This window comes from Streptomyces sp. NBC_01166 (assembly GCF_045039765.1).
Lineage (GTDB): Bacteria > Actinomycetota > Actinomycetes > Streptomycetales > Streptomycetaceae > Streptomyces.
In genome coordinates, this window is the sequence record NZ_CP108613.1 from 7224782 (window position 1) to 7248661 (window position 23880).

General features: G+C 71.4%; 27 protein-coding genes. 13 read left to right on the forward strand and 14 right to left on the reverse strand.

All coding sequences use genetic code 11. The features are described 5' to 3' along the window. Nucleotides 1–56 precede the first annotated feature (56 nt). A complete protein-coding gene (gene acpS / locus OG379_RS32670; protein ID WP_405666717.1) occupies nt 57–518 on the forward strand; it encodes a holo-ACP synthase in 462 nt (153 codons plus the stop codon). Between the two features lie 152 nt (nt 519–670). Here the strand turns inward: acpS and OG379_RS32675 are convergent, their stop codons facing one another. Next, nucleotides 671–802: a hypothetical protein gene (locus OG379_RS32675; RefSeq protein ID WP_405666718.1), complete on the reverse strand. Its 132-nt coding sequence runs from the start codon at nt 800–802 to the stop codon at nt 671–673. Between the two features lie 90 nt (nt 803–892). Between OG379_RS32675 and OG379_RS32680 the strand changes: the two genes are divergently transcribed. Genes OG379_RS32680 through rbsD form a run of 5 tightly spaced genes read left to right on the forward strand, consistent with a single transcriptional unit; the run spans nt 893 to nt 6749 of the window. Next, nucleotides 893–1909, forward strand: coding sequence for a LacI family DNA-binding transcriptional regulator (locus tag OG379_RS32680; protein WP_393760592.1), 1017 nt, complete (start codon nt 893–895; stop codon nt 1907–1909). Next, a complete protein-coding gene (locus tag OG379_RS32685) occupies nt 1906–3453 on the forward strand; it encodes a sugar ABC transporter ATP-binding protein (protein WP_405666720.1) in 1548 nt (515 codons plus the stop codon). Before OG379_RS32680 ends, OG379_RS32685 begins: the two co-directional genes overlap by 4 nt. After that, nucleotides 3443–5404, forward strand: a complete 1962-nt coding sequence (locus OG379_RS32690) for a substrate-binding domain-containing protein (RefSeq protein ID WP_405666722.1) — start codon at nt 3443–3445, stop codon at nt 5402–5404. The genes OG379_RS32685 and OG379_RS32690 overlap by 11 nt, the downstream gene beginning before the upstream one ends. A 20-nt stretch (nt 5405–5424) precedes the next feature. Next, the gene (locus OG379_RS32695; protein ID WP_405666723.1) at nt 5425–6363 is read left to right on the forward strand and encodes a ribokinase; all 939 of its coding nucleotides are present in this window, start codon (nt 5425–5427) and stop codon (nt 6361–6363) included. Next, the gene (gene rbsD / locus OG379_RS32700; RefSeq protein WP_405666725.1) at nt 6360–6749 is read left to right on the forward strand and encodes a D-ribose pyranase; all 390 of its coding nucleotides are present in this window, start codon (nt 6360–6362) and stop codon (nt 6747–6749) included. Before OG379_RS32695 ends, rbsD begins: the two co-directional genes overlap by 4 nt. A gap of 20 nt (nt 6750–6769) precedes the next feature. Here the strand turns inward: rbsD and OG379_RS32705 are convergent, their stop codons facing one another. After that, nucleotides 6770–7609: an aldo/keto reductase gene (locus OG379_RS32705; protein WP_405666727.1), complete on the reverse strand. Its 840-nt coding sequence runs from the start codon at nt 7607–7609 to the stop codon at nt 6770–6772. A gap of 299 nt (nt 7610–7908) precedes the next feature. Between OG379_RS32705 and OG379_RS32710 the strand changes: the two genes are divergently transcribed. Further along, nucleotides 7909–8343: a VOC family protein gene (locus tag OG379_RS32710; RefSeq protein ID WP_405666728.1), complete on the forward strand. Its 435-nt coding sequence runs from the start codon at nt 7909–7911 to the stop codon at nt 8341–8343. Nucleotides 8344–8352: 9 nt separating this feature from the next. Here the strand turns inward: OG379_RS32710 and OG379_RS32715 are convergent, their stop codons facing one another. From OG379_RS32715 to OG379_RS32725, 3 genes are all read right to left on the reverse strand, one after another. Further along, the gene (locus tag OG379_RS32715) at nt 8353–9153 is read right to left on the reverse strand and encodes an N-formylglutamate amidohydrolase (protein ID WP_405666730.1); all 801 of its coding nucleotides are present in this window, start codon (nt 9151–9153) and stop codon (nt 8353–8355) included. Then, nucleotides 9150–9833 carry a TetR/AcrR family transcriptional regulator gene (locus OG379_RS32720; protein WP_405666731.1) on the reverse strand — a complete coding sequence of 228 codons (684 nt, stop codon included), beginning with the start codon at nt 9831–9833 and terminating at the stop codon, nt 9150–9152. Before OG379_RS32720 ends, OG379_RS32715 begins: the two co-directional genes overlap by 4 nt. A gap of 109 nt (nt 9834–9942) precedes the next feature. Further along, nucleotides 9943–10821 carry a septum formation family protein gene (locus OG379_RS32725; RefSeq protein WP_405666732.1) on the reverse strand — a complete coding sequence of 293 codons (879 nt, stop codon included), beginning with the start codon at nt 10819–10821 and terminating at the stop codon, nt 9943–9945. Nucleotides 10822–11094: 273 nt separating this feature from the next. Here OG379_RS32725 and OG379_RS32730 point away from each other — a divergent pair, with 273 nt between their 5' ends. Together OG379_RS32730 and OG379_RS32735 are read left to right on the forward strand one after the other, a co-directional pair. Beyond that, nucleotides 11095–11493, forward strand: a complete 399-nt coding sequence (locus tag OG379_RS32730) for a VOC family protein (RefSeq protein WP_405666733.1) — start codon at nt 11095–11097, stop codon at nt 11491–11493. Then, on the forward strand, nt 11490–11984 hold the full coding sequence (locus tag OG379_RS32735) for a DUF1772 domain-containing protein (RefSeq protein ID WP_405666734.1): 495 nt from the start codon (nt 11490–11492) through the stop codon (nt 11982–11984). Before OG379_RS32730 ends, OG379_RS32735 begins: the two co-directional genes overlap by 4 nt. A gap of 23 nt (nt 11985–12007) precedes the next feature. On the opposite strand, the gene OG379_RS32740 is transcribed toward OG379_RS32735, so the two are convergent. Beyond that, nucleotides 12008–12487, reverse strand: a complete 480-nt coding sequence (locus OG379_RS32740) for a GtrA family protein (protein ID WP_405666735.1) — start codon at nt 12485–12487, stop codon at nt 12008–12010. Between the two features lie 272 nt (nt 12488–12759). Between OG379_RS32740 and OG379_RS32745 the strand changes: the two genes are divergently transcribed. Further along, the gene (locus OG379_RS32745) at nt 12760–14280 is read left to right on the forward strand and encodes a hypothetical protein (protein WP_405666736.1); all 1521 of its coding nucleotides are present in this window, start codon (nt 12760–12762) and stop codon (nt 14278–14280) included. 81 nt (nt 14281–14361) lie between these two features. Continuing rightward, nucleotides 14362–15327: an aldo/keto reductase gene (locus OG379_RS32750; protein WP_405668727.1), complete on the forward strand. Its 966-nt coding sequence runs from the start codon at nt 14362–14364 to the stop codon at nt 15325–15327. A gap of 45 nt (nt 15328–15372) precedes the next feature. Here OG379_RS32750 and OG379_RS32755 read toward each other — a convergent pair whose 3' ends face one another. The 3 genes from OG379_RS32755 to OG379_RS32765 form a co-directional block, all read right to left on the reverse strand. Next, the gene (locus tag OG379_RS32755) at nt 15373–15849 is read right to left on the reverse strand and encodes a hemerythrin domain-containing protein (protein ID WP_405666737.1); all 477 of its coding nucleotides are present in this window, start codon (nt 15847–15849) and stop codon (nt 15373–15375) included. Nucleotides 15850–15903: 54 nt separating this feature from the next. Further along, nucleotides 15904–16491 carry a YbaK/EbsC family protein gene (locus tag OG379_RS32760; RefSeq protein ID WP_405666738.1) on the reverse strand — a complete coding sequence of 196 codons (588 nt, stop codon included), beginning with the start codon at nt 16489–16491 and terminating at the stop codon, nt 15904–15906. 151 nt (nt 16492–16642) lie between these two features. Next, entirely contained in the window at nt 16643–17443 is an 801-nt protein-coding gene (locus OG379_RS32765) for an SAM-dependent methyltransferase (RefSeq protein ID WP_405666739.1), read from the reverse strand. A 174-nt stretch (nt 17444–17617) separates the two neighbouring features. Between OG379_RS32765 and OG379_RS32770 the strand changes: the two genes are divergently transcribed. Next, nucleotides 17618–17989, forward strand: a complete 372-nt coding sequence (locus OG379_RS32770; protein WP_393760556.1) for a hypothetical protein — start codon at nt 17618–17620, stop codon at nt 17987–17989. 19 nt (nt 17990–18008) lie between these two features. Here OG379_RS32770 and OG379_RS32775 read toward each other — a convergent pair whose 3' ends face one another. The 4 genes from OG379_RS32775 to OG379_RS32790 form a co-directional block, all read right to left on the reverse strand. Next, on the reverse strand, nt 18009–18419 hold the full coding sequence (locus OG379_RS32775) for a VOC family protein (RefSeq protein WP_405666740.1): 411 nt from the start codon (nt 18417–18419) through the stop codon (nt 18009–18011). Nucleotides 18420–18501: 82 nt separating this feature from the next. Then, nucleotides 18502–18894, reverse strand: a complete 393-nt coding sequence (locus OG379_RS32780) for a helix-turn-helix domain-containing protein (protein WP_393760552.1) — start codon at nt 18892–18894, stop codon at nt 18502–18504. A 35-nt stretch (nt 18895–18929) separates the two neighbouring features. Beyond that, entirely contained in the window at nt 18930–19742 is an 813-nt protein-coding gene (locus tag OG379_RS32785) for an SAM-dependent methyltransferase (RefSeq protein WP_405666741.1), read from the reverse strand. A gap of 97 nt (nt 19743–19839) precedes the next feature. Beyond that, on the reverse strand, nt 19840–21219 hold the full coding sequence (locus OG379_RS32790; RefSeq protein ID WP_405666742.1) for an MFS transporter: 1380 nt from the start codon (nt 21217–21219) through the stop codon (nt 19840–19842). A gap of 47 nt (nt 21220–21266) precedes the next feature. Here OG379_RS32790 and OG379_RS32795 point away from each other — a divergent pair, with 47 nt between their 5' ends. Continuing rightward, a complete protein-coding gene (locus tag OG379_RS32795) occupies nt 21267–22586 on the forward strand; it encodes an aminotransferase class I/II-fold pyridoxal phosphate-dependent enzyme (protein WP_405666743.1) in 1320 nt (439 codons plus the stop codon). Here the strand turns inward: OG379_RS32795 and OG379_RS32800 are convergent. Then, nucleotides 22563–23870: an MFS transporter gene (locus OG379_RS32800; protein WP_405666744.1), complete on the reverse strand. Its 1308-nt coding sequence runs from the start codon at nt 23868–23870 to the stop codon at nt 22563–22565. The genes OG379_RS32795 and OG379_RS32800 overlap by 24 nt on opposite strands. Nucleotides 23871–23880: the final 10 nt, after the last annotated feature.

Consider the following 23880-nt stretch of genomic DNA (forward strand, 5'->3'; position numbering starts at 1 on the left):
CGGTTCGGAACCCTAGCGGTCGATCAGTTTGCGGAGCAAGAGAATTGGATCTTGGAATGGCGGGCGGTCGGACCACCGGGAACGAGGACATCAGGAGGCTCGGAGAGGCCGCCGCCGCTGCCGCCGCCGATCTCGTCGGCAGGCCGGTGCTGTGCGTGGGAACCGACCTGGTCGACGTGGACGAGATACGGGCCACCCTGGCCCGCCAGCCCCGCTTCGCCGGCCATGTCTTCACACCTGCCGAGCGCGCCTACTGCGAGATACCCGACGACTCCGCCGAGCGCTACGCCGTGCGGTTCGCCGCCAAGGAGGCGGTCCTCAAGGCCCTGGGTGTGGGCCTCACCGGTTCGGTCCTGACCGAGATCGAGGTGCTGCACACCCCGTCCGGCAGCCCGGCCCTCCAACTCGCGGGCCGCGCGGCGACGTTGGCCGAGGCGGCCGGTGTGCGGTCCTGGCTGGTCACTCTCACCCACAGCCGGAGCCTGGCGCACGCCTTCGTCGCCGGCCTCCCGGGCTAGGCGTATCCGCGAAGTCCCGCCTGGCCCCCGACGCCCGTCCCTTCCCCGAGCTCTCGGCTCCGGGCCGGGCAGGGGAGACCCCGACTTCGCCGCGTTGCCTCATCGGGCGGGTACGTCCAGTACGAGACCGACGCTCCGCCTTGCGACTGCACTCACCGGACGCCGTGGGCCACGCCCTCCGGGCGTACGGCGGGACTCTGCGGACACCCCCTGGGCCCCTCGTCCGGATCGGGCCGGATCACGATCCGGTCTCGGGCGACCCTCAGGGTCTTGCTTTCGGCCATGTAATCGATTCCAATCATCCGTGTAATCGATTCCACGGCTCGTTCCGCTGGTTTCGAGGCTCACGGAAACCACAAGGAGGTGGTCCGGAAATGGCGAGCATCAAGGATGTCGCGGCCCAGGCGGGAGTCTCTGTCGCCACGGTGTCACGCGTCCTCAACAGCCATCCCTCCGTCAGCCCGGACGCACGCAGGCGCGTCCTCGCCGCCGTCGACGCCCTCGGCTACCGGCCCAACGCCGTGGCCCGCTCGCTGCGCACCGACCAGACACGCACACTCGGCCTCGTCATCAGCGACGTACTCAATCCGTACTTCACCGCGCTGGCCCGCTCCGTCGAGGAGGAGGCGCGCGGACTCGGCTACAGCGTGATCATCGGCAACGCCGACGAGCGGCTCGAACAGCAGGACCACCACGTCCGTACGCTCCTGGACCGCAGGATCGACGGGCTCCTGGTCTCGCCCGCCGACGGCGAGTCCCCGCTGCTGCTGGACGTCGCGCGCACCGGCACCCCGATGGTCTTCGTGGACCGCTGGATCCCCGGGGTGGACATCCCCGTCGTGCGCGCGGACGGGCACCGGGCCATCCAGGACCTGGTCGCCCATCTGCACGCCCTCGGCCACCGCAGGCTCGCCATCATCGCGGGCCCGGCCGCCACCACCACGGGCAACGAACGCGTCGATGCCTTCCGGGAAGCGATGCGGGCCCACGGCCTCGCCCTGCCCGACGCCTACATCGGGCAGGGTGACTTCCAGGCCGCCAGCGGCCGGCGCGCCACCGAGAACTTCCTGTCGCTGCCCGAACCGCCCGAGATCGTGTTCGCCGCCGACAACCTCATGGCGCTCGGCGCCCTGGACGCGATCCGCGCACGCGGCCTCCGTGTCCCCGAGGACATCGGGATCGCGGCCTTCGACGACATCCCGTGGTTCCTCCACACCGCCCCGCCGATCACCGCGATCGCCCAGCCGACCGGCGATCTCGGCCGAGCCGCCGTGCGCGCGCTGATCGACATCGTCGAGGGCCGGCCCCCGCAGTCCGTGACCCTGCCCGCCCGCCTCGTCGTACGCAGCTCCTGCGGCGAGCGCCCCTCCACCCCCGGGAGCAACGAGTGAGCGAATCAGTCGAGTTGCTGCGCATCGAAGGCGTACGCAAGACCTTCCCCGGTGTCGTCGCCCTGGACCGGGTCGACTTCGACCTGCGCAGCGGCGAAGTGCACGTCCTCCTCGGTGAGAACGGCGCGGGCAAGAGCACCCTCATCAAGATGCTCTCCGGCGCCTACCGCCCGGACAGCGGCCGGATCTTCGCCGGCGGCCAGGAGGTGCGCATCCACGGAGCGCAGGACGCCGAGAAGCTCGGGATCGCCACGATCTACCAGGAGTTCAACCTGGTCCCCGATCTCACCGTCGCCGAGAACATCTTCCTGGGCCGCCAGCCGCGCCGCTTCGGCATGATCGACCGCGGGCGCATGGAGGCCGACGCCGAGGTGCTCCTGCGCCGTGTCGGCCTGCACGTCTCGCCCAGGGCCAGGGTCCGTGAACTGGGCATCGCCCGGCTGCAGATGGTCGAGATCGCCAAGGCGCTCAGCCTGGACGCACGTGTCCTGATCATGGACGAGCCGACCGCGGTCCTCACCTCCGAGGAGGTCGACAAGCTCTTCGCGATCGTGCGGCAGCTGCGTGCGGACGGCGTCGGCGTCGTCTTCATCACCCACCACCTCGACGAGATCGCCGCCCTCGGCGACCGCGTCACCGTCCTGCGCGACGGCCGCAGCATCGACCAGGTGCCCGCCTCGACACCGGAGGCGGAACTCGTCCAGCTCATGGTGGGACGGAGCATCGAACAGCAGTACCCGCGCGAACGCCCGGAAACCGGGCCGTCGTTGCTCTCCGTGCGCGGACTCACCCGGGGCGGGGTCTTCCACGACATCAGCTTCGACGTGAAGGCCGGTGAGGTCGTCGGCCTCGCCGGACTCGTCGGAGCCGGCCGCACCGAGGTCGCCCGCGCGGTCTTCGGCGCCGACCCCTACGACGCCGGAACCGTCGAGGTACGCGGCGAGCGGCTGGGCAAGCACGACGTGACCGCCGCCATGGGCGCCGGGATCGGCCTCGTCCCCGAGGACCGCAAGGGCCAGGGCCTCGTGCTCGACGCCTCCGTCCAGGAGAACCTCGGCCTGGTCACCCTCCGTTCGGCGACCCGCTCCGGCATCGTCGACGTCAAGGGCCAGCGCACCGCCGCCGCCCGCATCGCCGAGCAGCTCGGGGTACGCATGGCGGGTCTCGGCCAGCACGTCCGCACTCTGTCCGGCGGCAATCAGCAGAAGGTCGTCATCGGGAAGTGGCTCCTGGCCGACACCCGGGTCCTGATCCTCGACGAGCCGACCCGTGGCATCGACGTCGGCGCGAAGGTCGAGATCTACCAGCTCATCAACGAGCTGACGGCCTCCGGCCACGCCGTCCTGATGATCTCCAGTGACCTGCCCGAGGTCCTCGGCATGAGCGACCGGGTCCTGGTCATGGCCCAGGGCCGCATCGCCGGAGAACTCCCCGCCCACGAAGCCACCCAGGACGCCGTGATGGCCCTCGCCGTCAGCGCCGCGCCTGTGACCGACCCCACCGAGCACACAGAGAACGCAGAGGAGAGCCCCCGTGGCCACTGACACGCATCCGAGCAAGACGGGCGCGGGCGGCGCCGGACACACCCTTCGCCGCCTCCTGCTCGACAACGGCGCGCTCAGCGCGCTGGTCGTCCTCCTGGTGGCGATGTCGCTGCTCTCCGGCGACTTCCTCACCACCCAGAACCTGCTGAACGTCGGTGTCCAGGCCGCGGTGACCGCGATCCTCGCGTTCGGTGTCACCTTCGTCATCGTCTCGGCAGGCATCGACCTCTCCGTCGGCTCGGTCGCCGCGCTCTCCGCGACCGTCCTCGCCTGGTCGGCGACGTCGGCGGGCGTACCCGTCTGGCTGGCGGTCGTCATCGCCGTGGCCACCGGCATCGCCTGCGGCTTCGTCAGCGGTGCGCTCGTCGCCTACGGCAAGCTGCCGTCGTTCATCGCGACGCTGGCCATGCTCTCCGTGGCGAGGGGGCTGTCCCTGGTCATCTCCCAGGGCCGGCCGATCCCCTTCCCCGACTCCGTCTCCGTGCTCGGTGACACGCTCGGGGGCTGGCTGCCCGTCCCCGTCCTCGTGATGATCGCGATGGGCCTGATAGCGGCACTCATCCTGGCCCGCACCTACATCGGCCGCTCCATGTACGCCATCGGCGGCAACGAGGAAGCGGCCCGGCTGTCCGGACTGCGCGTCAAGAAGCAGAAGCTGGCCATCTACGCCCTCTCCGGCCTCTTCGCCGCCGTGGCCGGCATCGTCCTCGCCTCCCGTCTGGTCTCCGCACAGCCGCAGGCGGCACAGGGTTACGAACTCGACGCGATCGCCGCGGTCGTCATCGGCGGCGCCAGCCTCGCGGGCGGCGTCGGCAAGGCGTCCGGCACCCTGATCGGCGCACTGATCCTCGCCGTGCTGCGCAACGGCCTCAACCTCCTGTCCGTGTCCGCCTTCTGGCAGCAGGTCGTCATCGGCGTCGTCATCGCCCTCGCGGTACTGCTGGACACCCTGCGCCGCAAGGCCGGGTCCGGCGCCTCCGCAGGCGGCGCGTCCGCCGCACCCGGATCACCCGGAAAGGGCCGCAAGGGCGCGATGCAGCTGGGCATCGCGGTGGTCTGCCTGGCCGCCGTCATCGCCGCCGTGACCTTCTTCAAGTCCGGTTCCTCCGGCACCACCACCAAGGTGGGCATGTCGCTCTCCACCCTGAACAACCCCTTCTTCGTCCAGATGAAGGAAGGCGCGCAGCAGGAGGCCGAGAAGGCGGGGATCGACCTCACGGTCACCGACGCCCAGAACGACGCCTCGCAGCAGGCCAACCAGCTGGAGAACTTCACCAGCTCCGGGGTGGACTCCGTCATCGTCAACCCGGTGGACTCCGACGCCGTCGGCCCCGGCGTCCGCAACGCCAACAAGGCGGACATCCCGGTCGTCGCAGCGGACCGGGGCGTCAACAAGGCCGAGACGGCGACACTCGTCGCCTCCGACAACGTCGCGGGCGGCAAGCTCGCCGCGAAGACACTCGCCGACCGGCTCGGCGGCAAGGGCAGCATCATCGTCCTCCAGGGAACCGCCGGCACCTCCGCCAGCCGTGAGCGCGGCGCGGGCTTCGCCGCAGGCATGAAGGCGTACCCGGGCATCAAGATCGTGGCGACCCAGCCGGCCGACTTCGACCGCACCAAGGGCCTGGACGTCATGACCAACCTGCTCCAGTCCCACCCTGACATCAACGGCGTCTTCGCCGAGAACGACGAGATGGCGCTCGGCGCCGTCAAGGCACTGGGCAGCAAGGCCGGGAAGTCCGTCCCGGTCGTCGGCTTCGACGGAACCCCCGACGGCCTGACGGCTGTCGAGGCGGGCACCCTGTACGCCTCCGTGGCCCAGCAGCCCGGGGAACTGGGGAAGATCGCCGTACAGAACGCCGTCAAGGCTGCCGACGGCAAGAAGATCGACAGCATGGTGAAGGTGCCGGTGAAGGTCGTCACCCGGCAGAACGTCGCCGACTTCTCCTGATCACGAAAGGCACTGCCCTGATGCACGCGACCGATGCCTCCGCAGCCTCCGCACCCGCCGGGCACGACCTCCTGGTCGTCGGGTCGGCCAACGCCGACCTGGTCGTCGGCGTCGACCGCCGCCCCGGGCCCGGGGAGACGGTGCTCGGCTCCGACCTCGTCGTCCACCCCGGCGGCAAGGGCGCCAACCAGGCGGTCGCCGCCGCCCGACTCGGCGCCCGTACGGCGCTGCTGGCCCGGGTCGGCGACGACGCCCACGGGCGGCTGCTGCGCGCCTCGCAGCAGGAGGCGGGTGTCGACACCGACGGAGTCCTCGTCGGAGGGGCGCCCACCGGCGTTGCCCTCATCACCGTCGACCCCTCGGGCGACAACAGCATCGTCGTCTCCCCGGGCGCCAACGCCAGGCTGACCCCCGAGGACATCAGGGCCGCGGGACCGCTCCTCGCGTCGGCCCGCGTGGTCTCCGTACAGCTGGAGATCCCGTTGGACACCGTCGCGGAGACGGCCCGTGCCCTCGGCCCGGGCGCGCGGCTGGTCCTCAACCCATCCCCGCCCGCGCCGCTTCCCGACGAGGTGCTGGCCGCCTGTGACCCGCTGGTGGTCAACGAGCACGAGGCGCGCTACATCCTGGGGGAGGGCGCGGGCAGCACCCCGGAGGCCTGGGCGCGCGGACTGACCGCCCTCGGCCCACGATCGGTGGTGATCACGCTGGGTGCCGAAGGCGCGCTGGTCTCCGACACCCGTGGGGGCGACCCCGTACGCGTACCGAGCCCCCGGGTCGACGCCGTGGACACGACGGGCGCGGGCGACGCGTTCACCGCGGCCCTGGCCTGGCGGCTCGGCATCGGCGAGGAACTCACCGAGGCCGCCGCGTTCGCCGTACGGGTCGGCGCGGCAGCCGTCACCAAGGAGGGCGCGCAGGCGTCCTTCCCGACAGCGGAAGAGGTCGCGGCGCTGTGAAGAAGTCAGGCATCCTGAACCGCCATCTGGCGGGAGCGCTGGCCGAACTCGGGCATGGCGACGGCGTGCTGATCTGCGACGTGGGCATGCCCATCCCCCCGGGGCCCCGCGTGGTCGACCTCGCCTTCCGGGCGGGCGTCCCGTCCTTCGCCGAGGTCCTGGACGGCCTGCTGGACGAACTGGCCGTGGAGGGCGCGACGGCGGCCGAGGAGATACGGGAGGCGAACCCCGAAGCCGCCCGCCTCCTGGCCGCCCGCCTCCCGGACCTCACACACGTGTCCCACGAACAGCTGAAGGCACTCACCGCGTCCGCCCGACTGGTGGTGCGGACAGGGGAGGCCCGGCCGTACGCCAACGTGCTGCTGAGGTGCGGCGTCTTCTTCTGACACCGGTCCCGGCCGGGCCCCTACTGCGGTGCGGCCAACCGGTCGAGGATCTCGAGGTGGGCGGGGGTCAGACGGACCCTCCCCGCCGCGGCGTTCTCCTCCAGGTGGTCGATCCGGGCCGTGCCCGGGATCGGGAGGACGACCGGCGAGTGCGCGAGCAGCCAGGCCAGGGCGACCTGTGTGGGGGTGGCGTCCAGCTCGGCCGCCACGGCGAGGATCTCGGCGTTCGCCCCTGAGTCGCCCCAGACCACCGGGCGCCACGGCAGGAACGCGATCCCCGCCTCCTCGCAGGCGGTGAGGACGGGCTCGTGCTCCCGGTCGAGCAGGTTGTAGCGGTTCTGCACGCTGGCGATCTCGACGGTCTCCCGCGCCTCCGCGAGTTCTTCGGCGGTGACCTCGGAGAGGCCGATCCGGCCGATCTTTCCCTCGTCCCGGAGGTCCCGGAGGGTGCCGAGCTGGTCGGCGAGCGGGGTCTCCGGGTCGATGCGGTGCAGCTGAAGGAGCTCGATCCGCTCGACACGCAGGCGGCGCAGCCCCTGTTCCACCTGGTCGCGCAGGACGGCCGGCCTCCCGTCGAGCTTCCAGTCGGCCGACGGATCCGGCCGCGTGAGACCGACCTTCGTGGTGATCAGGAGGTCCTCGGGGTAGGGGTGCAGGGCTTCCGCGAGAAGTTCCTCGTTGGCCCCGCCGCCGTACATGTGCGCGGTGTCGACCAGGGTGATACCCAGCTCGACGGCGCGGCGGGCGACCGCGAGAGCGGCCGGACGGGCCGTCCCCGGCTCGGTCGGCAGGCGCATGGCTCCGAATCCGAGCCGCCGTACCTCTAGATCCCCACCGATGCGAAACGCTGTCGCTGTCATGTGTCGCTTAGTCCCTTCGGATCAACATGGCACGCTAGCAGCTCAGTTGGCCGGGACGGCCGGTACTGTGAGCGGGCTCGTCGTGCGTCCCCCCAACTCCGTTGCGGCCGGATTCCCGAACCCTTACAGTCGGGCCTGTGACTGCCGGGTCGGCCTTGGGCCATGTACGAGAGAGAAGCCCGGCTCCTGCATGAGCGCGTGGCGGGCGCGAGCCCCGCCACCCTGTCGTGTTCTCCCGCCCGGCGCCCTGCGTGGCGCCCCCTTCCCAGCGGAATCCACGACACGGAGAAGCAGCAGACATGCCCCACACACAGCAGCAGGACCCGCACGGAAGCGAACAGGGCGTCGACGTCGTCCAATTGGACCACCACGCCGTGTTCGCCAGAGACCGCAACCTGTCGGCCGAGTTCCTCGCCACCGTCCTGGGCCTTGAGGTCGGCCGCCCGTTCGGGCCGTTCCTCCCCGTCGACCTGGGCAACGGCGTGACGCTCGACTACTACGAACTGCGGGGCGAGCCGGTGCAGTCGCAGCACTACGCCTTCCTCGTCCCCGACGCGCAGTTCGACACCATGGTCTCCCGGCTCGAGGCGCTCGACGTCACCTACTACGCCGACCCCCATCACAAGGAACCCGGCCGTGTCAACCAGCTCTTCGGCGGCCGCGGGGCCTACTTCAAGGACCCGGACGGCCACAACATGGAGATCATGACCCGGCCCTACGCCCGGCCCAGGTAGCCGCCGCCGTCATGCGTCCGTGAGCCCGTCGACCAGCGCGGCCAGCGCCGTGGCGAGCGCGTCGAGCCCGGGGCCGGCGGGGCCGCCCGGCTCGCTCATGTACAGGTCGCGCCGGATCTCGATCATCAGCGCGCCGACCCGCCGGTCCCTCCCGTAGTGCTTCAGCGGCACGTACGTACCGGGGAACGGGCTGTTCAGCCCCGTGCCGCCGAATCCCGCGAACGCCGCCTCCGCCCGGGCCAGAAGCCCGGGCGGAGTGTGGAAACCGTCGGTGCCCAGACAGACCGGAGGCCGCGGGCCGGTGCCGTGCAGCTCGTAGGGGAGCGCGATGGCCGGGTAGGAGTGGACGTCGATGACGACGGCACGCCCCGTGGCGGCCAGCCGTTCGTCGACGGCGGTGGTCATCGCCCGGGCGTACGGGTGGAAATAGCGGTCGAGCAGCGGCGCCGGATCCGCACCGGACGGGCGGAGCCGCTCCCGGTGCGTGGTGCGGGTGTAGACCGCGCCCATGCCGGCCGCCAGCATCTCCTCCCGGTCGTCGGGGAACCGCTCCGGGTCGACGACCAGCCGCGACAGACCGTTGACGAAGCGCCAGGGGGCCGCCGCGCAGGCCGCGGAGGCCCTGGCTGCCAGGTCGGCCGTATGGGAGTCCGTGATGTGGTCGAGTTCGGCGTCGAGGGCCTCGTCGTCGAGCACGATGCCATCGCGCACGCGCTCGGGGACGATCCGGGAGGAGTGCGGGACATGCAGCAGCACCGGAGACCCGGTGGCGCCGGGCAGGAGCTGGAAGGGGGACGGCTCGGGGGTCACGAGTCGGCCCCCGTACCTGCGGCCTCGGGTTGTGGGGCGGTCGCGTAGCCCGCGAGGGACGGTTCCAGCAGATCGAAGGCGGCGGCGGCCTCTTCCCCGATGATCGCGGCGATCTCGGCGTTGGCCCTGCCCGCCAGTGTCAGTTCCTGGATGCGCCGGAACAGGACGCGGTGCACCCCGCCGAGCAGGGCGGCCGCCGTGCACGGGGTGATGTCGTCGGCGGAGGTGCCGGTCGCCTCGGCGAGCACCTCCGCCAGGGCGTCCTCACGCCGGTCGTGCAGGCCGCGCAGGCACGTCGAGAGCGTCGGGCTGTCGGCGATCATCCGGGAGAACCGGGGCCCGGCGAAGCCCGCCACCGGGTCCTGCGCCGCGGCGGAGGCCAGGAAGCCGCGACGGAGCGCGGCGAGCGCCGATTCACCGGCGGCGCGGCCGGCGACCGTACGCGCCAGGCTCGCAGCGAACTCGTCCTGGTGGTCCAGCGCCAGATCCTCCTTGCGCGCGAAGTAGTTGGTCACCGTCTTCTTCGCGACCCTGGCAGCGGTGGCGATCTCGGCGATCGTCGTCCGCTCGAAGCCCTGCTCGACGAAGAGCCTGGTCGCGTGGTCGGAGATCGACTGCCGCGTCTCGCGCTTCTTCGACTCACGGAGTCCGACGGTCTCGGTGCTCGCCTGGATGCTCATGAGTGAAGTTTATACTCGTCGTATCTTTCTGTGCCGACCGGTGTGAGACCCGGCTGACGCCGCCCCGCCGGCAGGGGGCCGGGCGGGGCGGCGCGTGCGGACGGAGAGGTCAGTTCGCCCAGACCTCGGCGTCGTCGGCCGGGACGGTGGTGGCGAGCTTCAACTCCTTGCGGGCGGCGACCGTCCCGCTCGGGTCGATGCCGGTGAAGGCGAGGTCGTAGGCGATGTAGAAGTCGTCGATGCTCCCGGCCGAGGCCGCCTCCTCCCATGCGTCCGCGGTCTCCGTCAGTCGCGCGCGGAGCTTGGTGGTCTCCGGCTGCTGCAGGCTCTTCAGGCCTGTCACGTGGGCGTTCAGTGCCGCGGAAACGGCCTCGGCCTGCTCCTTGTAACCGGCAAGGTCGTCCTCGATCTGGTCCGCCTCGGGCTGGTTGTTCCAGAGCGCCTCGTAGACGGCGTTGGAGCCCCTCAGGTATGCCAGTTGGTCGGCGTTCAGGGACTTGTTCTCGAGCGATCCGGTGAAGGTGCCCGACTCCTTGGCGTAGGTGCAGCTCACCGCCCGGTCGCCGGTCTTCCAGGTCTCGCTGGTGGGGTAGTAGTAGAAGAGGCCGACGCCCGCCGGGACCGCCCAGGTGTCGGAGATGAACTTCTGCGACTCCACCGGGCACTGCTTGTCGGCGATCTTCGTCGCCCCGTCGTCACCGGGGTATGCCGACTCTCCCTTGATCGTGAACTCGCCGACGACCTGACCCTTGTGGGCCTCCCCGCACGGGACGATCTCGACGCTGAATTCCTGGCTCGCGGTCGCCCCGCTGTTCGGGTTGTAGCAGTCGCCCTGAGCGAGGGAGAAGACCGACCGCTGACGAATCGCCTTCTTGGCGCCGGCCTTGGCGCTGTCGATGGCATCGCCGCAGCCCACCGCGCCGATCGCGAGAAGGGCGACGGCGGCGGATATGCCGCGCGCGGAACGGGACGTGACACCGAAAAACATGACGTGGGCATCCTCAAGCGGAAGAGCTGTGAACAGGTGTGCGCATCGTATGGCATATGTGTGACGGCTCTGTGTGCAGGTGAAACCTACGCTCGTAGCATTTTTATGTTGACGGACCATGTTAGCCGTGGCTAAAGTTACGTTCATGGTAAAAATGCTCTCGCGTCAAACGCGGGGAGCGGGCCCGAAGGGCGGCAACGCCCCTCGCTGGTCCCATGCCTGACGTTCTGTCATTTCATCGCCCACCCGGACCACTTCGGCACAGGAGCCCGCATGCATATCGCCACGTCCACCGTCTCGCTCACCGTCGACGACGTCGCCGCGTCCAAGGCCTTCTTCACCACCCACCTCGGGTACAGCGAGACCGTCGCCACCGAGGACTTCGCTTCCCTCGCCCGCGAGGACGCCGCGGTCGATATCGTTCTCCTGCGCCGCGGCATCGACGTCCTGCCCGCCGCCCAGCGCGACCAGCACGCCTCCGGACTGATCCTCGCCTTCACCCTCACCGGTCTGGAGGACGAGGAGAAGCGGCTGCGCGCGGAAGGCGTCGAGATCACGATGCCGCTGCGCGAAGAACCGTGGGGCGAGCGCCTGTTCCAGATCACCGATCCCAACGGGGTCGTCGTCCAGTTCGTCGAGTGGGCCGCAGCGCCGGATTCGGAGCACGCATGAGAACACTGCAGACCGTGGCACTTCTCGCCTCGGCCGTGGGAGCTGCCCTGACGGCAGGGCTGTTCTGCGCCTTCTCCTACGCCGTCATGCCGGGCCTGTCCCGTGGCGACGACCGGGCGTTCGTCCGGAGCATGCAGCACATCAACCGGGCCATCATCAACGGCTGGTTCCTCACTCCCTTCCTGCTGCCTCTGCCCCTGCTGGTGCTGGCGTCGGTCCTCGCCGCGAAGGGGCACAGCGGGGGAGCCCTGTCGTGGATCATCGCCGCGCTGGTGCTCTACGGGGCGGCGTTCCTCGTCACCGGAACGCAGAACGTCCCGCTCAACGACACACTCGACAAGGTGCCGTTCGACTCGGCCCCCGACCGGCTCAGGGAAGCGCGCGCCGCGTTCGAGGGCCGCTGGGTCACATGGAACACCGTCCGCGCCGTCCTGCACACCGCGTCCCTCGGCGCCCTGCTGTGGGCGCTCTACCTCCATGCCGCGGCCTAGGGGATCCACGGGAGCCCGGGATATCAGGCCGCGATCACGACCGCCGGCCTGGTCAGGGCGGGGGAGTCCGACGGCGCGGGAGCCGGGATGAAGACGACCGTCCGCAGCAGCGCGAACCGCCCGACCCCGGCCGCCGCGGACGCCGACAGATAGACGGTCTGCTCGGCGAGCGCGGAAGGAGCGGACTGCACGGCGTGCAGCACGAGCAGCGCGCCGGTGGTGAACGCGTAACTCACCAACACCGTCAGCCCGGACTGCAGGTGGACCCGCCACCCCCTGCGGTCGCTCCGGAAGGAGATCCGGCTGTGCAGCTCCGTCGCTATCACCGTGGAGACGACGGTGATCACGGCGTTGGCGAGGACCAGCGGAATCCGCTCGCCCAGCAGCATCAGCGCACCGCCGGCGGCCAGTCCGACACCGCCCCCGCAGACGACGAAGCGCACGAACGCCGTGACCAGCGGATGAGCGGTGCGCTTCGTCGGCAGGTGCGCCAGGGCTGTCACGGGGTTCCTCCGGGAGGGGTGCGGGGACGGTGCTCCGATTCCACCTCACAACCTAGGGACGGCACGTCCCCCCAGCGATGCAGCCAGGCCCCGACTTATATGGGGGCTATCCCCCAGGGGGTCTGGGGGATACCGGTTCCCCCGCCGGTCATGGCGCGACGCGCCGACCGTCGTTCATGGCGCACCGCCCACGCGTGACTCCCGGCGTACCTCTCTCGTTGACCAAGGCCGCGCACCTCCGCCCTGCGGCCCCGGTGAGGAGAGGAGCGGTCATGCACGAATGCCCGCCGCTGAGCCCGTCGCAGAAGGCGCCGGCCGCCCGGCCGATCCTGCGGGCGCCCGGCCCACTGCCGTGGCTGACGGCGGTCGCCTTGGTCTTCGCCGCAGTCCAACTCGCCTTCGTCGTACCGGGTTCAGGACTGGCGTGGGACGAGACGGTCTACGTCAGCCAGGTCGGCGGCAACGCCCCTCCCGCCTACTTCAGTGCGCCCCGCGCCCGGGGGATCTCCTATCTGGTCGCTCCGGTCGCCACGCTCACCCCCTCCACCACCGCGCTCCGGATCTATCTCGCCCTGCTGTCCGCCGCCGCCCTGGTCCTCGCCCTGTGGGTCTGGCGGAAGGTGCTGCCCACGCCCGTGCTCGTAGGCACGGGCGCACTGTTCGGGGGCCTGTGGCCGACTCTGTTCTACGGCCCCGCGGCCATGCCCAACCTGTGGTGCGCCCTGGGAGCACTGGCCGCGACCGGATGGGTCGTGAGGGCTCTGCGCGATGGTGCCGGGCCGCCGGAGACGGCAGGCGCGGGGGTGGCCGTGGCGCTGGTCGCACTGATGCGGCCGGCCGACGGCTTCTGGCTCGCGCTGCCGCTGGCCCTCGCCGTCACCGTGGTACCCGGCCGACGCCTGCCACGCATGTGCGCCGCACTCGTCGGCGGACTCGTGGCAGGCTGCGCGCCCTGGGCCGCCGAGGCCTACGCCCGCTACGGCGGCCTCCGCGCCCGACTGCACCGGGCCGGTGAGATCCAGGGCGGGCTCGGGTGGAACTTCGCGGTCGACGACCACCTGCGTTCGCTCGCCGGCCGGACCCTGTGCCGCCCCTGCGACATCGGCTGGGAGAACCCGGCCACGGCCGTGTGGTGGGTGGCACTGCCCCTGCTCGTGGCCGGCGGGATCGCGGCGGCCCGGCGTGCGGGCCGAGGCGCCACGGCACTCCTGGCGACGGCGACCGGTGTCTCGTCGGCTGTTCCGTATCTGTTCCTGGTCGAATACGCCGCGCCCCGATTCCTGCTCCCCGCCTACGCGTTGCTGGCCGTGCCCGTGGCGGAACACGTGACACACCTCTACGCCCGGACACGGCGCTCACGCCGCCCCGCGGGAGCCGCCGCGCTGACGCTGGCCCTTGCCGCCCATCTCACCGTCCAGCTCTCCGTGCTCAGTCATGTCGTCCGCACCAGCCACGCCACGACCGCGGAATTCGCCGCCGTGGCCGGGGCGTTGAACCGGCTGGGCATGCGCCCGCCCTGCGTGGTCAGCGGGGATCACGCCGTGCCGATCGCCTACTACGCCGGCTGCGCCTCGCGCCAGACGTACGGGCACGACGCGAGCATCACCCCCGAAACCCTCCACGACCTCGCGCGGCGCGTACCCACAGCCGTCCTGGTGCCCGAGGGCGGCGAACCTCCCCCGGGCGCCGGTGGCACGCGGGTCGTCCCCCTGCCGGCCGGCCGTGGCCCCGGCCCCCACCGGACCTATCTGCTGCCGGGCCCCGCCACCGGCTGGACGGCGGCCACCGGATAATCCAGCTGACCGGACTGCCCGACTCGCCTATCGTCGACGTGTTTCCCACCGGGAAGCCCTGTCACGACGTGGAGGATGACTGTGCGTTATCGCAAGCTGGGGCGTAGCGGACTGCCGGTGTCGGAGATCGGCTACGGCGCCTGGGGCATCGGCGAGTCCAGCTGGGTCGGGGCCACCGAGGACGAGTCCGTACGCGCCCTGAACCGGGCCGTGGATCTCGGAGTGAACTTCATCGATACGGCGCGGGGCTACGGCGAGAGCGAGCGCATCGTCGGCCGGGTCGTCCGCGAACGCACAGGCGACGAGGTGCTGGTCGCGACCAAGGTACCGCCGAAGAACAGGGTGTGGCCGGCGCCCGACGGGGTGGACCCTGCCGAGGCGTTCCCCGGCGAACACATCCGTACGAGCCTGGAGACCAGCCTCCGCGCCTCCGGCCTGGACCACTTCGACGTCCTGCAGTTCCACGTCTGGAACGACGAGTGGATGGGCCGCGGCGACTGGCTGGAGACCGTCGACGACCTGAAGCGGGAGGGCAAGATCCGGCTCTTCGGCGTCTCCGTCAACGACCACCAGCCCGACACCGCCCTCGCGCTCGTCCGCAGCGGCGCCGTCGACAGCGTCCAGGTCATCTACAACGTGTTCGACCAGGCGCCCGCAGACGCGCTCCTGCCGGCCTGCGAGGAACACGGCGTCGGCGTCATCGTGCGGGTGGCGCTGGACGAGGGCGGGCTCACCGGGCGGATCACCGCCGGCACGACCTTCCCCGAGGGCGACTGGCGCAACCGCTACTTCCGGGGCGACCGCCCCGCCCAGGTGGAGCGGCGGGTGGCCGCGATCGTCAGCGACCTCTCCATCGCCCCCGACGAGATCGCCGAGAACGCGCTCCGGTTCGTGCTGAGTTCACCGGCGGTCTCCACCGTGATCCCGGGCATGCGCTCCGTACGCAACGTCGAGCGGAACACCGCGCTGAGCGACGGCCGCACCCTGACGGAGGATCAGCTCGCGATCCTCGCCGAGCACCGGTGGCAGCGCGACTTCTACGCCTGACGTGACCGGGCGAGGACCGCCGCCTCCGCGACCGGCCGGCGCCGGTCACGCGCGGCCCAGGTCTCCGGGGGCGTCCGGATGCGCTGCCCGCCACGCGGCCATCGAGCGGTCCCACTCGTCCCCGGAGAGCGCGGTGAGGGAGGCAGGAAAGAGGCCGTCCTCCTCCTTGGTGATGTGGCGGTGCAGCTCGTCGACGGCCTCCCGCAGCTGTACGACGTCCTCGGCGCGGCCCAGATCGACCCGGCCGAGGAACGCGGCGAGCTCGCGGTGCTCCCGCACCAGGGCGTCGATGTATCCGGCGTACTCGGGGTCGCCGCCCATGACCGCGAAGAGCCCGTCCTCCTCGCCCTGCCAGTGGGCGAGGAGCTCCCGCCCCATCCGGGCCACCAGCTCCCCGGCGAGTGCCGGGTCGCCCTGGTCGAGGGCGCGCACCGCGTCCCCCGCGGTGTCGGTGACGGACTCGTGCTCCGCGATGAACTCCTTGATCAGCGGAATCTCACGGCAGCCGCAGTAGTGGCACATGCGGCCAACGTAACCGGCCTCGCGGCTTATGGGCGGCAAGTGAGGACATGCCCCCTATGGGCCGGTCGCCTCCGGCTGCTTCGCGACGATCGGATGGATCCGCGCCTCCACGCGACGGAGATGGTCCCGGTAGTCCCGCGTGTCCAGGGCCAGGGAACGGTCGAGCCGCGCGGCGTTGAAGAAGATCTCCTCATGCTCCAGGACCCCCGGATCCACGACGAGTTCGAGATCCGGGTGGAAGCTGAACGGCAGAATGGTGCCGCTGACGCTCCCGGACAGCGCCTCGGCCCGGTCCGGCGAGGCGAACGACACGTAGCTGCCCTCCGCCAGGGCCTTCAGGCCCGGCAGGTCGACCCGTGCGTCGCCGGGGACGACCGCGAGGAAGTACCGCTTGGTGCGCTTGCCCGTCTTGACCATGACGACCAGGCACTTGGCCCCCTGCGCCACCGGGTGCCCGCGGTACCGGCTCACCTCCTCGGTGCGCCCTTCCGGGGCGTGGTCGATGACGCGGTACCGCGCACCGCTCTCGTCGAGCAGCGCGATGAGCCTCAGATACGCGGCGTCGCCGCTCGGGTCTGCCGCCGGCTCCTGCGAGACGGACGTGAAGTGTTCGGGCACGTGCACCAATCCTTCGTCGGACATGCGCTTGACCTCGGTGATGAGTCGCTGCCACGAGGCAGCTCAGGATGTCGCCTTACCTGTCGAGGTGAAGGCCATGAGCCACTTCGGGCCCGTGACGTACACCAGGCCGTCGCCCGCGAAGAGCGGGGCCGGCGGGCCGGCGGAGCGGGCGTCAGGCCTTGCGGGCGACCCCGCACCACATGGGCAGGCTGTCGTCCGGAGTGTCGGACGGCTCGGGACGCCAGCGGGTCAGGGTGACCACACCCGGTTCCAGGATCTCCAGGCCGTCGAAGAAGCGTTCCACTTCCTTCTGCGTGCGCGGGGTCGCGGAGGCGTGGCTGGCGGCCCGCTCGTTGTAGATCCGCATGGATTCGGCGACCTCGGGGGCGGTGACGTCGGCGGCCGGGTGGGACAGGACGAGGTGGCTGCCCGGGGCGAGGCGGTCCAGCAGTCGGCGGGTGATGTCCCACGGGTCCTCGGCGTCCTTGATGTACTGCAGGATCGCCACGAGCATCAGGCCGACCGGCCGGTCCAGCTCCAGGGTGCGCGAGGCGGCGTCCAGAATCGTGTCGACGTCCCGCGCGTCGGCCTGCACGTAGTCCGTCTGCCCCTCGGCACCGCTGACCAGCAGCGCCCGGGCGTGGGTGAGGACGATCGGGTCGTTGTCGACGTACACGACACGCGATTCCGGAGCGGCCTGCTGGGCCACCTCGTGCGTGTTCGCCGCGGCGGGAATGCCCGTGCCGATGTCGAGGAACTGGCGGACCCCGGCCGCCGCCAGGTGACGCACGGCGCGGCCGAGGAAGGCCCGGTTGGCCCGGACCGAAGGCACGATGGTGGGGTTGGCCGCCGCGGCGAGTTCGGCCGCCTCCTGGTCCACCGGGTAGTGGTCCTTGCCGCCCAGCCAGGCGTTGTAGACGCGGGCGGGATGCGCGTCCGTCGGGTGGGGCGTGGGCAGCGGGTATTCGTTCATCGTGCGTCACCTCGTGCGGCCAGGAGGCCAGGTCGGACTCGTGTGCGATCACGGTACTCCTTGACCGGCCGTCCGACGGAGACCGAGGACAACGCCGCCCGCACCGCCAAGTCCGATGTACTGCACGTGTCCTGACCGCCCGCCGGATCCGCGGACGCGCAGTACGGTGGCCGGATGTGCTTCTACGGCATGACCTACTACAAGGTGCACTACGCCTGCGTCCCGTGCCGTGTCAGCTTCAAGCAGCACGCGTACCAGGGGCGGGAACACCGATGCCCGAACTGCGCCCGGCCCCTCACCTGCGCCGGCCACGACTTCGCCCCTCCGCCCAGGCGCGACGTCCGCGGCTGGTCCGTGGTGGCCGCCGTCCTCGGGGAGGGCCTGCGCTACGAGGGAAGGTCGGCCTGCGGGTGCGACAGGGAGCCCCGTTACCGCCCGCGGACGCGCGCCGAACTGCGCGCGCGCCGGGCCGTCGCCGCCCGGGACGCGCTGCCACTGGCCGAGGCCCTGTCCCGGCCGGATCCGCTGGTGCCGACGGCCGGCTGAGCCGGCGCGGTTCCTCGCGTCAGCCCTTCGGCTGGGTGAAGCGGATGTTGTTGCCGAACGGGTCGCGGAGGCCGCAGTCGATTCCGTACGGGCGCTCGGTGGGCTCGTCGGTGAACTCGACGCCTCGGCTCAGCAATGTCTCGTACGTCTTGCGGCAGTCGTCGGTGGTGAGGATCAGCGCGAGGCCCAGAGCGCCCTTCGTCACCAGTTCGCGGACCTGCCCGGCCGTCTCCTCGGACATCGCCGGAGGCCCTGGCCTCTCCAGCAGGATCTCGCGGTCCGGGTGGCCGGGGACGCTGACCGTGAGCCAGCGCATGAAGCCCATGTCGACGTCGGCGTTCACCTCGAGGCCGAGCTTGCCGACGTAGAAGTCGAGGGCCTGGTCCTGGTCGAGGACGTAGATCTGTGAGTGCGTGATGGCGTTGAACATGGACATCACGCTAGTCGGCCCGGCCGGTGAAAACTTATCCGAAACTGCTCGGTCGGCGGGTCGTGCGGGCCACTCGCCGACGTCAGGCGCGCGGCCGCGTCCATGCCTTCGTGAAGCAGGTGGGGACGTCCACCGCCGCCGTCTCCCTGCGGTAGACCCTCGGCGACCGGCCGACGATGCCGCTGAACGTGCGGCTGAAGGTGCCCGGACTGCCGAACCCGACCTCGTAACCGATGTCCGTGACGCTGCGGCCGGTCTCCCGCAGCAGGAACATCGCCCGCTCGACGCGGCGGCGCTGGAGGTAGCGGTGCGGTGTCTCGCCGAAGGTGGCCCGGAAGGTACGTGCGAAGTGGGCCGGGGACACATGGGCGATCCGGGCCAGCGCCGGGACGTCCAGCGGCTGCGCATACGCGCGGTCCATCGCGTCCCGGGCGCGGAGCATACGGCGGTTGGTGTCCTCCACGGCGCGGCTCACGGCGCCATCGTGCCACCCCGGCCGGGCAGGGCGCGTCACGGCTTGCGGGCGAGACCTCCGTGCTCACCGATCGGCCGGGGCGTGGGTGCGGAGGGGTCCGGGCGCCAGAAGGGCACCGACACGACTCCCGGGTCCAGGAGTTCGAGGCCGTCGAAGAACGCCGTGATCCTGTCGACGGGGCGCAGGAAGTACGGGATGGCCCCGGTGTCGTTGTAGGCGTCCTGGGCCTGCTCGTAATCGGCGTCGACACCCCGTGAACCGTCGTTGATGGAGAGGTAACTGCCGGACGGCAGCCCGTCCATCAGGCGGGAGACGATCGTGCGCGCCTGTTCGTAGTCGGCGATGTGGCCCAGGATGTTGCTGAGGATCAGGGCGGTGGGACGGCTCAGGTCCAGTGTCCCGGCGGCGGCCGACAGGATGCGGTCGGGGTCGGCCAGGTCGGCGTCGATGTAGGCGGTCGCGCCCTCGGGGGTCGAGGTGAGCAGGGCGCGGGCGTGCGCGAGGACCAGGGGATCGTGGTCGACGTAGACGATCCTCGCTTCCGGGGCGAGGCGCTGGGCGACCTCATGGGTGTTGTCCTCGGTCGGCAGCCCCGTCCCGATGTCCAGGAACTGACGGATGCCGGCCTCGGTGACCAGGTGGGCGATGTTACGGCCCAGGAAGGCGCGGCTGCTGCGGGCAATGGTCACGATGCCGGGGAAGACGGCGCTGTACGCGTCACCGGCCTGCTCGTCGACGGGGTAGTTGTCCTTCCCGCCCAGCCAGTAGTTCCAGATCCGGGCCGAGTGCGGCACCGCGGTATCGATCTCCTGCTGTGCGGAGCCGGGCACTGTCGCGTGGTCGGTCATGAGCACCGTTCCGTCTTTCCCCGAGGCGTGAACCCTTCATCACCCAACCTACGCCCCAAGCACCGTGACGGGCACGCCGGTTCGCCTGGCCGGCACGTCAGGCCGGAGGGACGGCGGGAGACCGGCCGGGGGCCCCGGCGGGGCGGGCCCCCGGTCCGTCCACGCTCTCGGCCGCCGGTGGGGACGAGGGCGGCCTGACCAGCCGGTGCTGTGCGAGGCATGCCACCACGAGCGTGGCGCCGAGCACCGGCCAGGCGAACGGGCCGGCGCTCACGGCGGCTCCTACGACCACGGGACCGAGGCTGCGCTGCGCCGACTGGGCCAGGCCGTGGACGCCGAGGTAGGCGCCTTGTGCTTCGCCGGGGGCGAGGGCGACGGAGAGTTCCCAGGACGAGAGCGAGTGCAGGATCTCGGCGAGAGTGAAGGCGGTGGCCGCGAGGAGGACAGCGGCGGTGGCGAACCAGGGGCCGCCGCCCGCCGATGCGGCGAGGGCCACTCCTCCCGTGAGGAAGGCGGCGCCGATCGGGACGAGCAGACGGCGGGCGGCCGCCCTGGTCTCGCCGAAGCGGGACAGGGGGACCTGGAGCGCGATCACCAGCACGCTGTTGAGGACGAGGACCAGCGGAGCCAGCCCGACCGGAGCGTCGGTGGCGTGGACGATCCACAGAGGGAATCCGACCTGGAGGATGCTGTCGTCCAGGAACAGCCAGATCTCCGATCCGGTGAACGCGAGGTAGCGGCGGTCCCGCCAGGGTGTCGCCGCCCTGGTCCGGGAAGCGGGAAGGCCGGGCCGGACGTCCGCGGAGCCGCACCCGCCCGCTGAAGTGTTCGGCCCGGCGACGACACGGACGGGGGCCGGCGGTTCCGCGCACCGTAGGGTCAGGACTCCTATGACCAGGTAGGAGGCGACGTTGGCGAGCAGCAGCGCTTGGTAGGAGGCGGTCGTACCCACGGTGAGTGCGGCAGCGGCCCCGGCCGCGCCCACGGCCCACCCGATGTTCACGGCGGTGCGCTGGATCGCCTGGTAGCGGATGCGGTGGGGACCGGCGACGCGGGCGGCGAAGAGCTTGGTGAGGACGCTCGACGCGCGGTCCGGCAGGGAGCCCAGCGCCGAGAACAGCACCAGCAGTGCGTAGTCGTTGGTCGTCAGCAAGGCCAGCAGTGCCGCTCCCCGCGCCAGTTGGGCGACGACCAGGACGCGGGTCACCGGGAAGCGGTCGGCGAGCCGGCCCGCGAGCGGAGGCCCGGCTATGCCGAGGATGCCGGACAGCCCCATCAGCAGGCCGATCTGAGCCACCGACAGATGTGCGACGTAGATGAAGTAGAGCGTGGCCGCTCCGCTCCACAGGCCGGTGCCCACCTTGTCGATGACGGCGACCACCAGCATGCGCCGTCCGTCCCGGCCGCCCGGGATGGCCAGGCGCCGGGCGAACGGCACGCGCTTCACCGTCCGTTCCTCGTTCACCGTCGGTTCCATCGGATTCCCCCTTGACACATATTTTGTATCGGTACAAACTGTGCTCTGTGGCAGAACAATATGGGATCGCGGGCGGAACGGCCAGAGAGATTTCGGCGTCCGTCGAGAGCCGCGTGTCCGACGGCACGCTGCGGCCCGGCGCCTCGCTGCCTCCCGTGCGGCGGCTCGCCGAGGAGCTGGGTGTGAGTGCCGGAACGGTCGCGGCGGCCTACAAGGAGCTGCGTGGACGCGGGGTGGTGGTGACCCTCGGACGTGGCGGCACGGTGGTGGCGTCCGCCCCCGTCGTCACCTCACGGCGGCCTCCCAAGGTGCCCGCGGGTCTGCGCGACCTGGCCGGCGGGCACCCCGACCCCGCCTGCCTCCCGGTGCTGAGCCCGCCCCCGCGTGTGGGGCCCGTGTCCGGATCGCACCGTGCCTCGCCGCGCTTCGCCGTGCTCGAGGACGCCGCCCGCACCTGGTTCGCCCGGGACGGCGTGCCCACCGGTTCGGTGACGTTCGCCCACGGTGCCCTGGACTGCATCGCCAGGCTGCTGTCCACCGAGCTCAAGCCCGGTGACGCCGTGGCCGTGGAGGACCCCGGCTTCCATCATCTCCTCGACCTGGTACCGGCCTTGGGCCTTCGCATGCTGCCAGTGGCCGTCGACGACGAGGGGATCCGCCCGGAGGCGCTGCGCACCGCACTGCGGGCGGGAGCCCGGGCCCTGGTGTGCAGCCCTCGCGGGCAGAGCCCGCTCGGCGCACGCTTCACCCCCGGCCGCCGGGACGCCCTCCTGGCCGTGCTGCGCGACTTCCCCGACGTGCTGGTCGTGGAGGACGACCACAACGCGGACATCGCCGGCGCGGACGCGGTGACCCTCGCCGCCGGCGGACTGCCCCGCTGGGCCCATGTGCGTACGGTGTCCAAGCATCTCGGGATCGATCTGCGCTGGGCCGCCCTCGCCTGCGACCCCGCCACCCTCGCGCGTCACGACGGACGGATGCTGCTGACCTCGGGATGGGTCAGCCACATCCTCCAGGCGACCGTCGCGGGTCTGCTGACCGACCCGGCGGTGACCCGGCTGGTGGCGGAAGCGGCCCGCACCTACACCACCCGCCGCGACGCTCTCGGGGCAGCGCTGGCGGAGCACGGCATCGCCTCCCACGGAGTCAGCGGACTCAACGTCTGGGTGCCCGTCCGGGACGAGTCCGCCGTCGTCAACGGCCTGCGCACCCGCGGCTGGTGGACCGCGGCGGGCACCCGCTTCCGCATCGCGTCCCCGCCCGGGGTGCGTGTCACCACCGCCACCCTCACACCGGCCGAAGCCGCGCGCCTCGCAGGCGACTTCGCGGACGCGCTCGGCGAGTCACAGGTGGTCTACGGCGGATAGGCGCGGCCCGGCGTCCCGATCGGCCGGGACGACGCGCCGGACGAGCAGCGACAGCAGCGCCGCCCCGGCGCACAGCGCGCCGAGCGTCACCCAGACGGGATCGTACGAACCGAAGGCGTCGCGGGCGGCTCCGCCTCCGTACGCGGCCACGGCGGCGCCCACCTGGTGCGCCGCGCCGACCCAGCCGAAGACCACGGCGCCGGCGTCCCCGTAGAACTCACGGCACAGCGCGATGACCGGCGGGACGGTCGCGAGATCGAGCAGGCCGAAGGCGACGACGAAGACCAGCATCGACGGCTGCACCGTGGCGCTCATCAGCAGGGGCAGGCACATCAGGAACAGGCCGCGCAGGGCGAAGAACACCGCGAGCAGCCGTCGCGGGTCGTGGCGGTCCGTGGCCCAGCCGGACGCGACGGTGCCGATCACGTTGAAGACCCCGATCGCCGCGAGCAGGGAGGACGCGGTGGTGGCGGGCATGCCGTGGTCATGGGCGGCCGGGGTGAAATGCGTCCACATGATGCCGTTGGTGGAGGCGCCGCAGATCGCGTACGCGCCGGCCATCAGCCGGAACGGGGCGGTGCGCGCCGCGTCACGCAGCACGGTGACCGCCCTGCGGCCGGCGCCTTCGGCGGGCAGGGGCTTCGGCACATGACGTCCGGCGCCGTAGGGCTCGCGGCCGACGTCGGCCGGGTGGTCCCGCAGCACGAGCCACATCAGCGGCGCGGTGGCGCACGCCGCGAGCACGAGGGTGACGAGGGACGGACGCCAGCCGTGGCGGTCCACGGTCCAGGACAGGGCGGGGAGGAACACCATCTGCCCGAAGACGCTGCCGGAGGCGAGCACACCCGTGACCAGCCCGCGTCTCTTGACGAACCAGCGCTGCGTGACGGTGGCGCCGAAGGCAGTGGCCATGGAGCCGGTGCCCAGGCCGACGAGCATGCCCCAGAAGAGGGTGAACTGCCAGGCCGTGGTCATGACGGTGGTGAGTCCGGCCCCCGAAGCGATGACCAGGAGGGCGGCGACCACGACGCGGCGGATGCCGAAGCGGTCCATGAGCGCGGCTGCGAACGGGGCGGTGAGACCGTAGAGCACCATGTTCACCGAGGCCGCCAGGCCGATCGAGCCCCGGGACCAGCCGAACTCCCGGTGCAGGGGCCCGGTGAGCAGACCGGGCAGGGTCGAGAAGGCGCCGGCCACGACGATGGCGAGCAGCGCGGCGGCGGCCACCCACCAGGCTCGGTGCCCGAGGCGGTTGCGGCGCGAGAGGCCCTTGACTGCATCCATGCGTTCGATC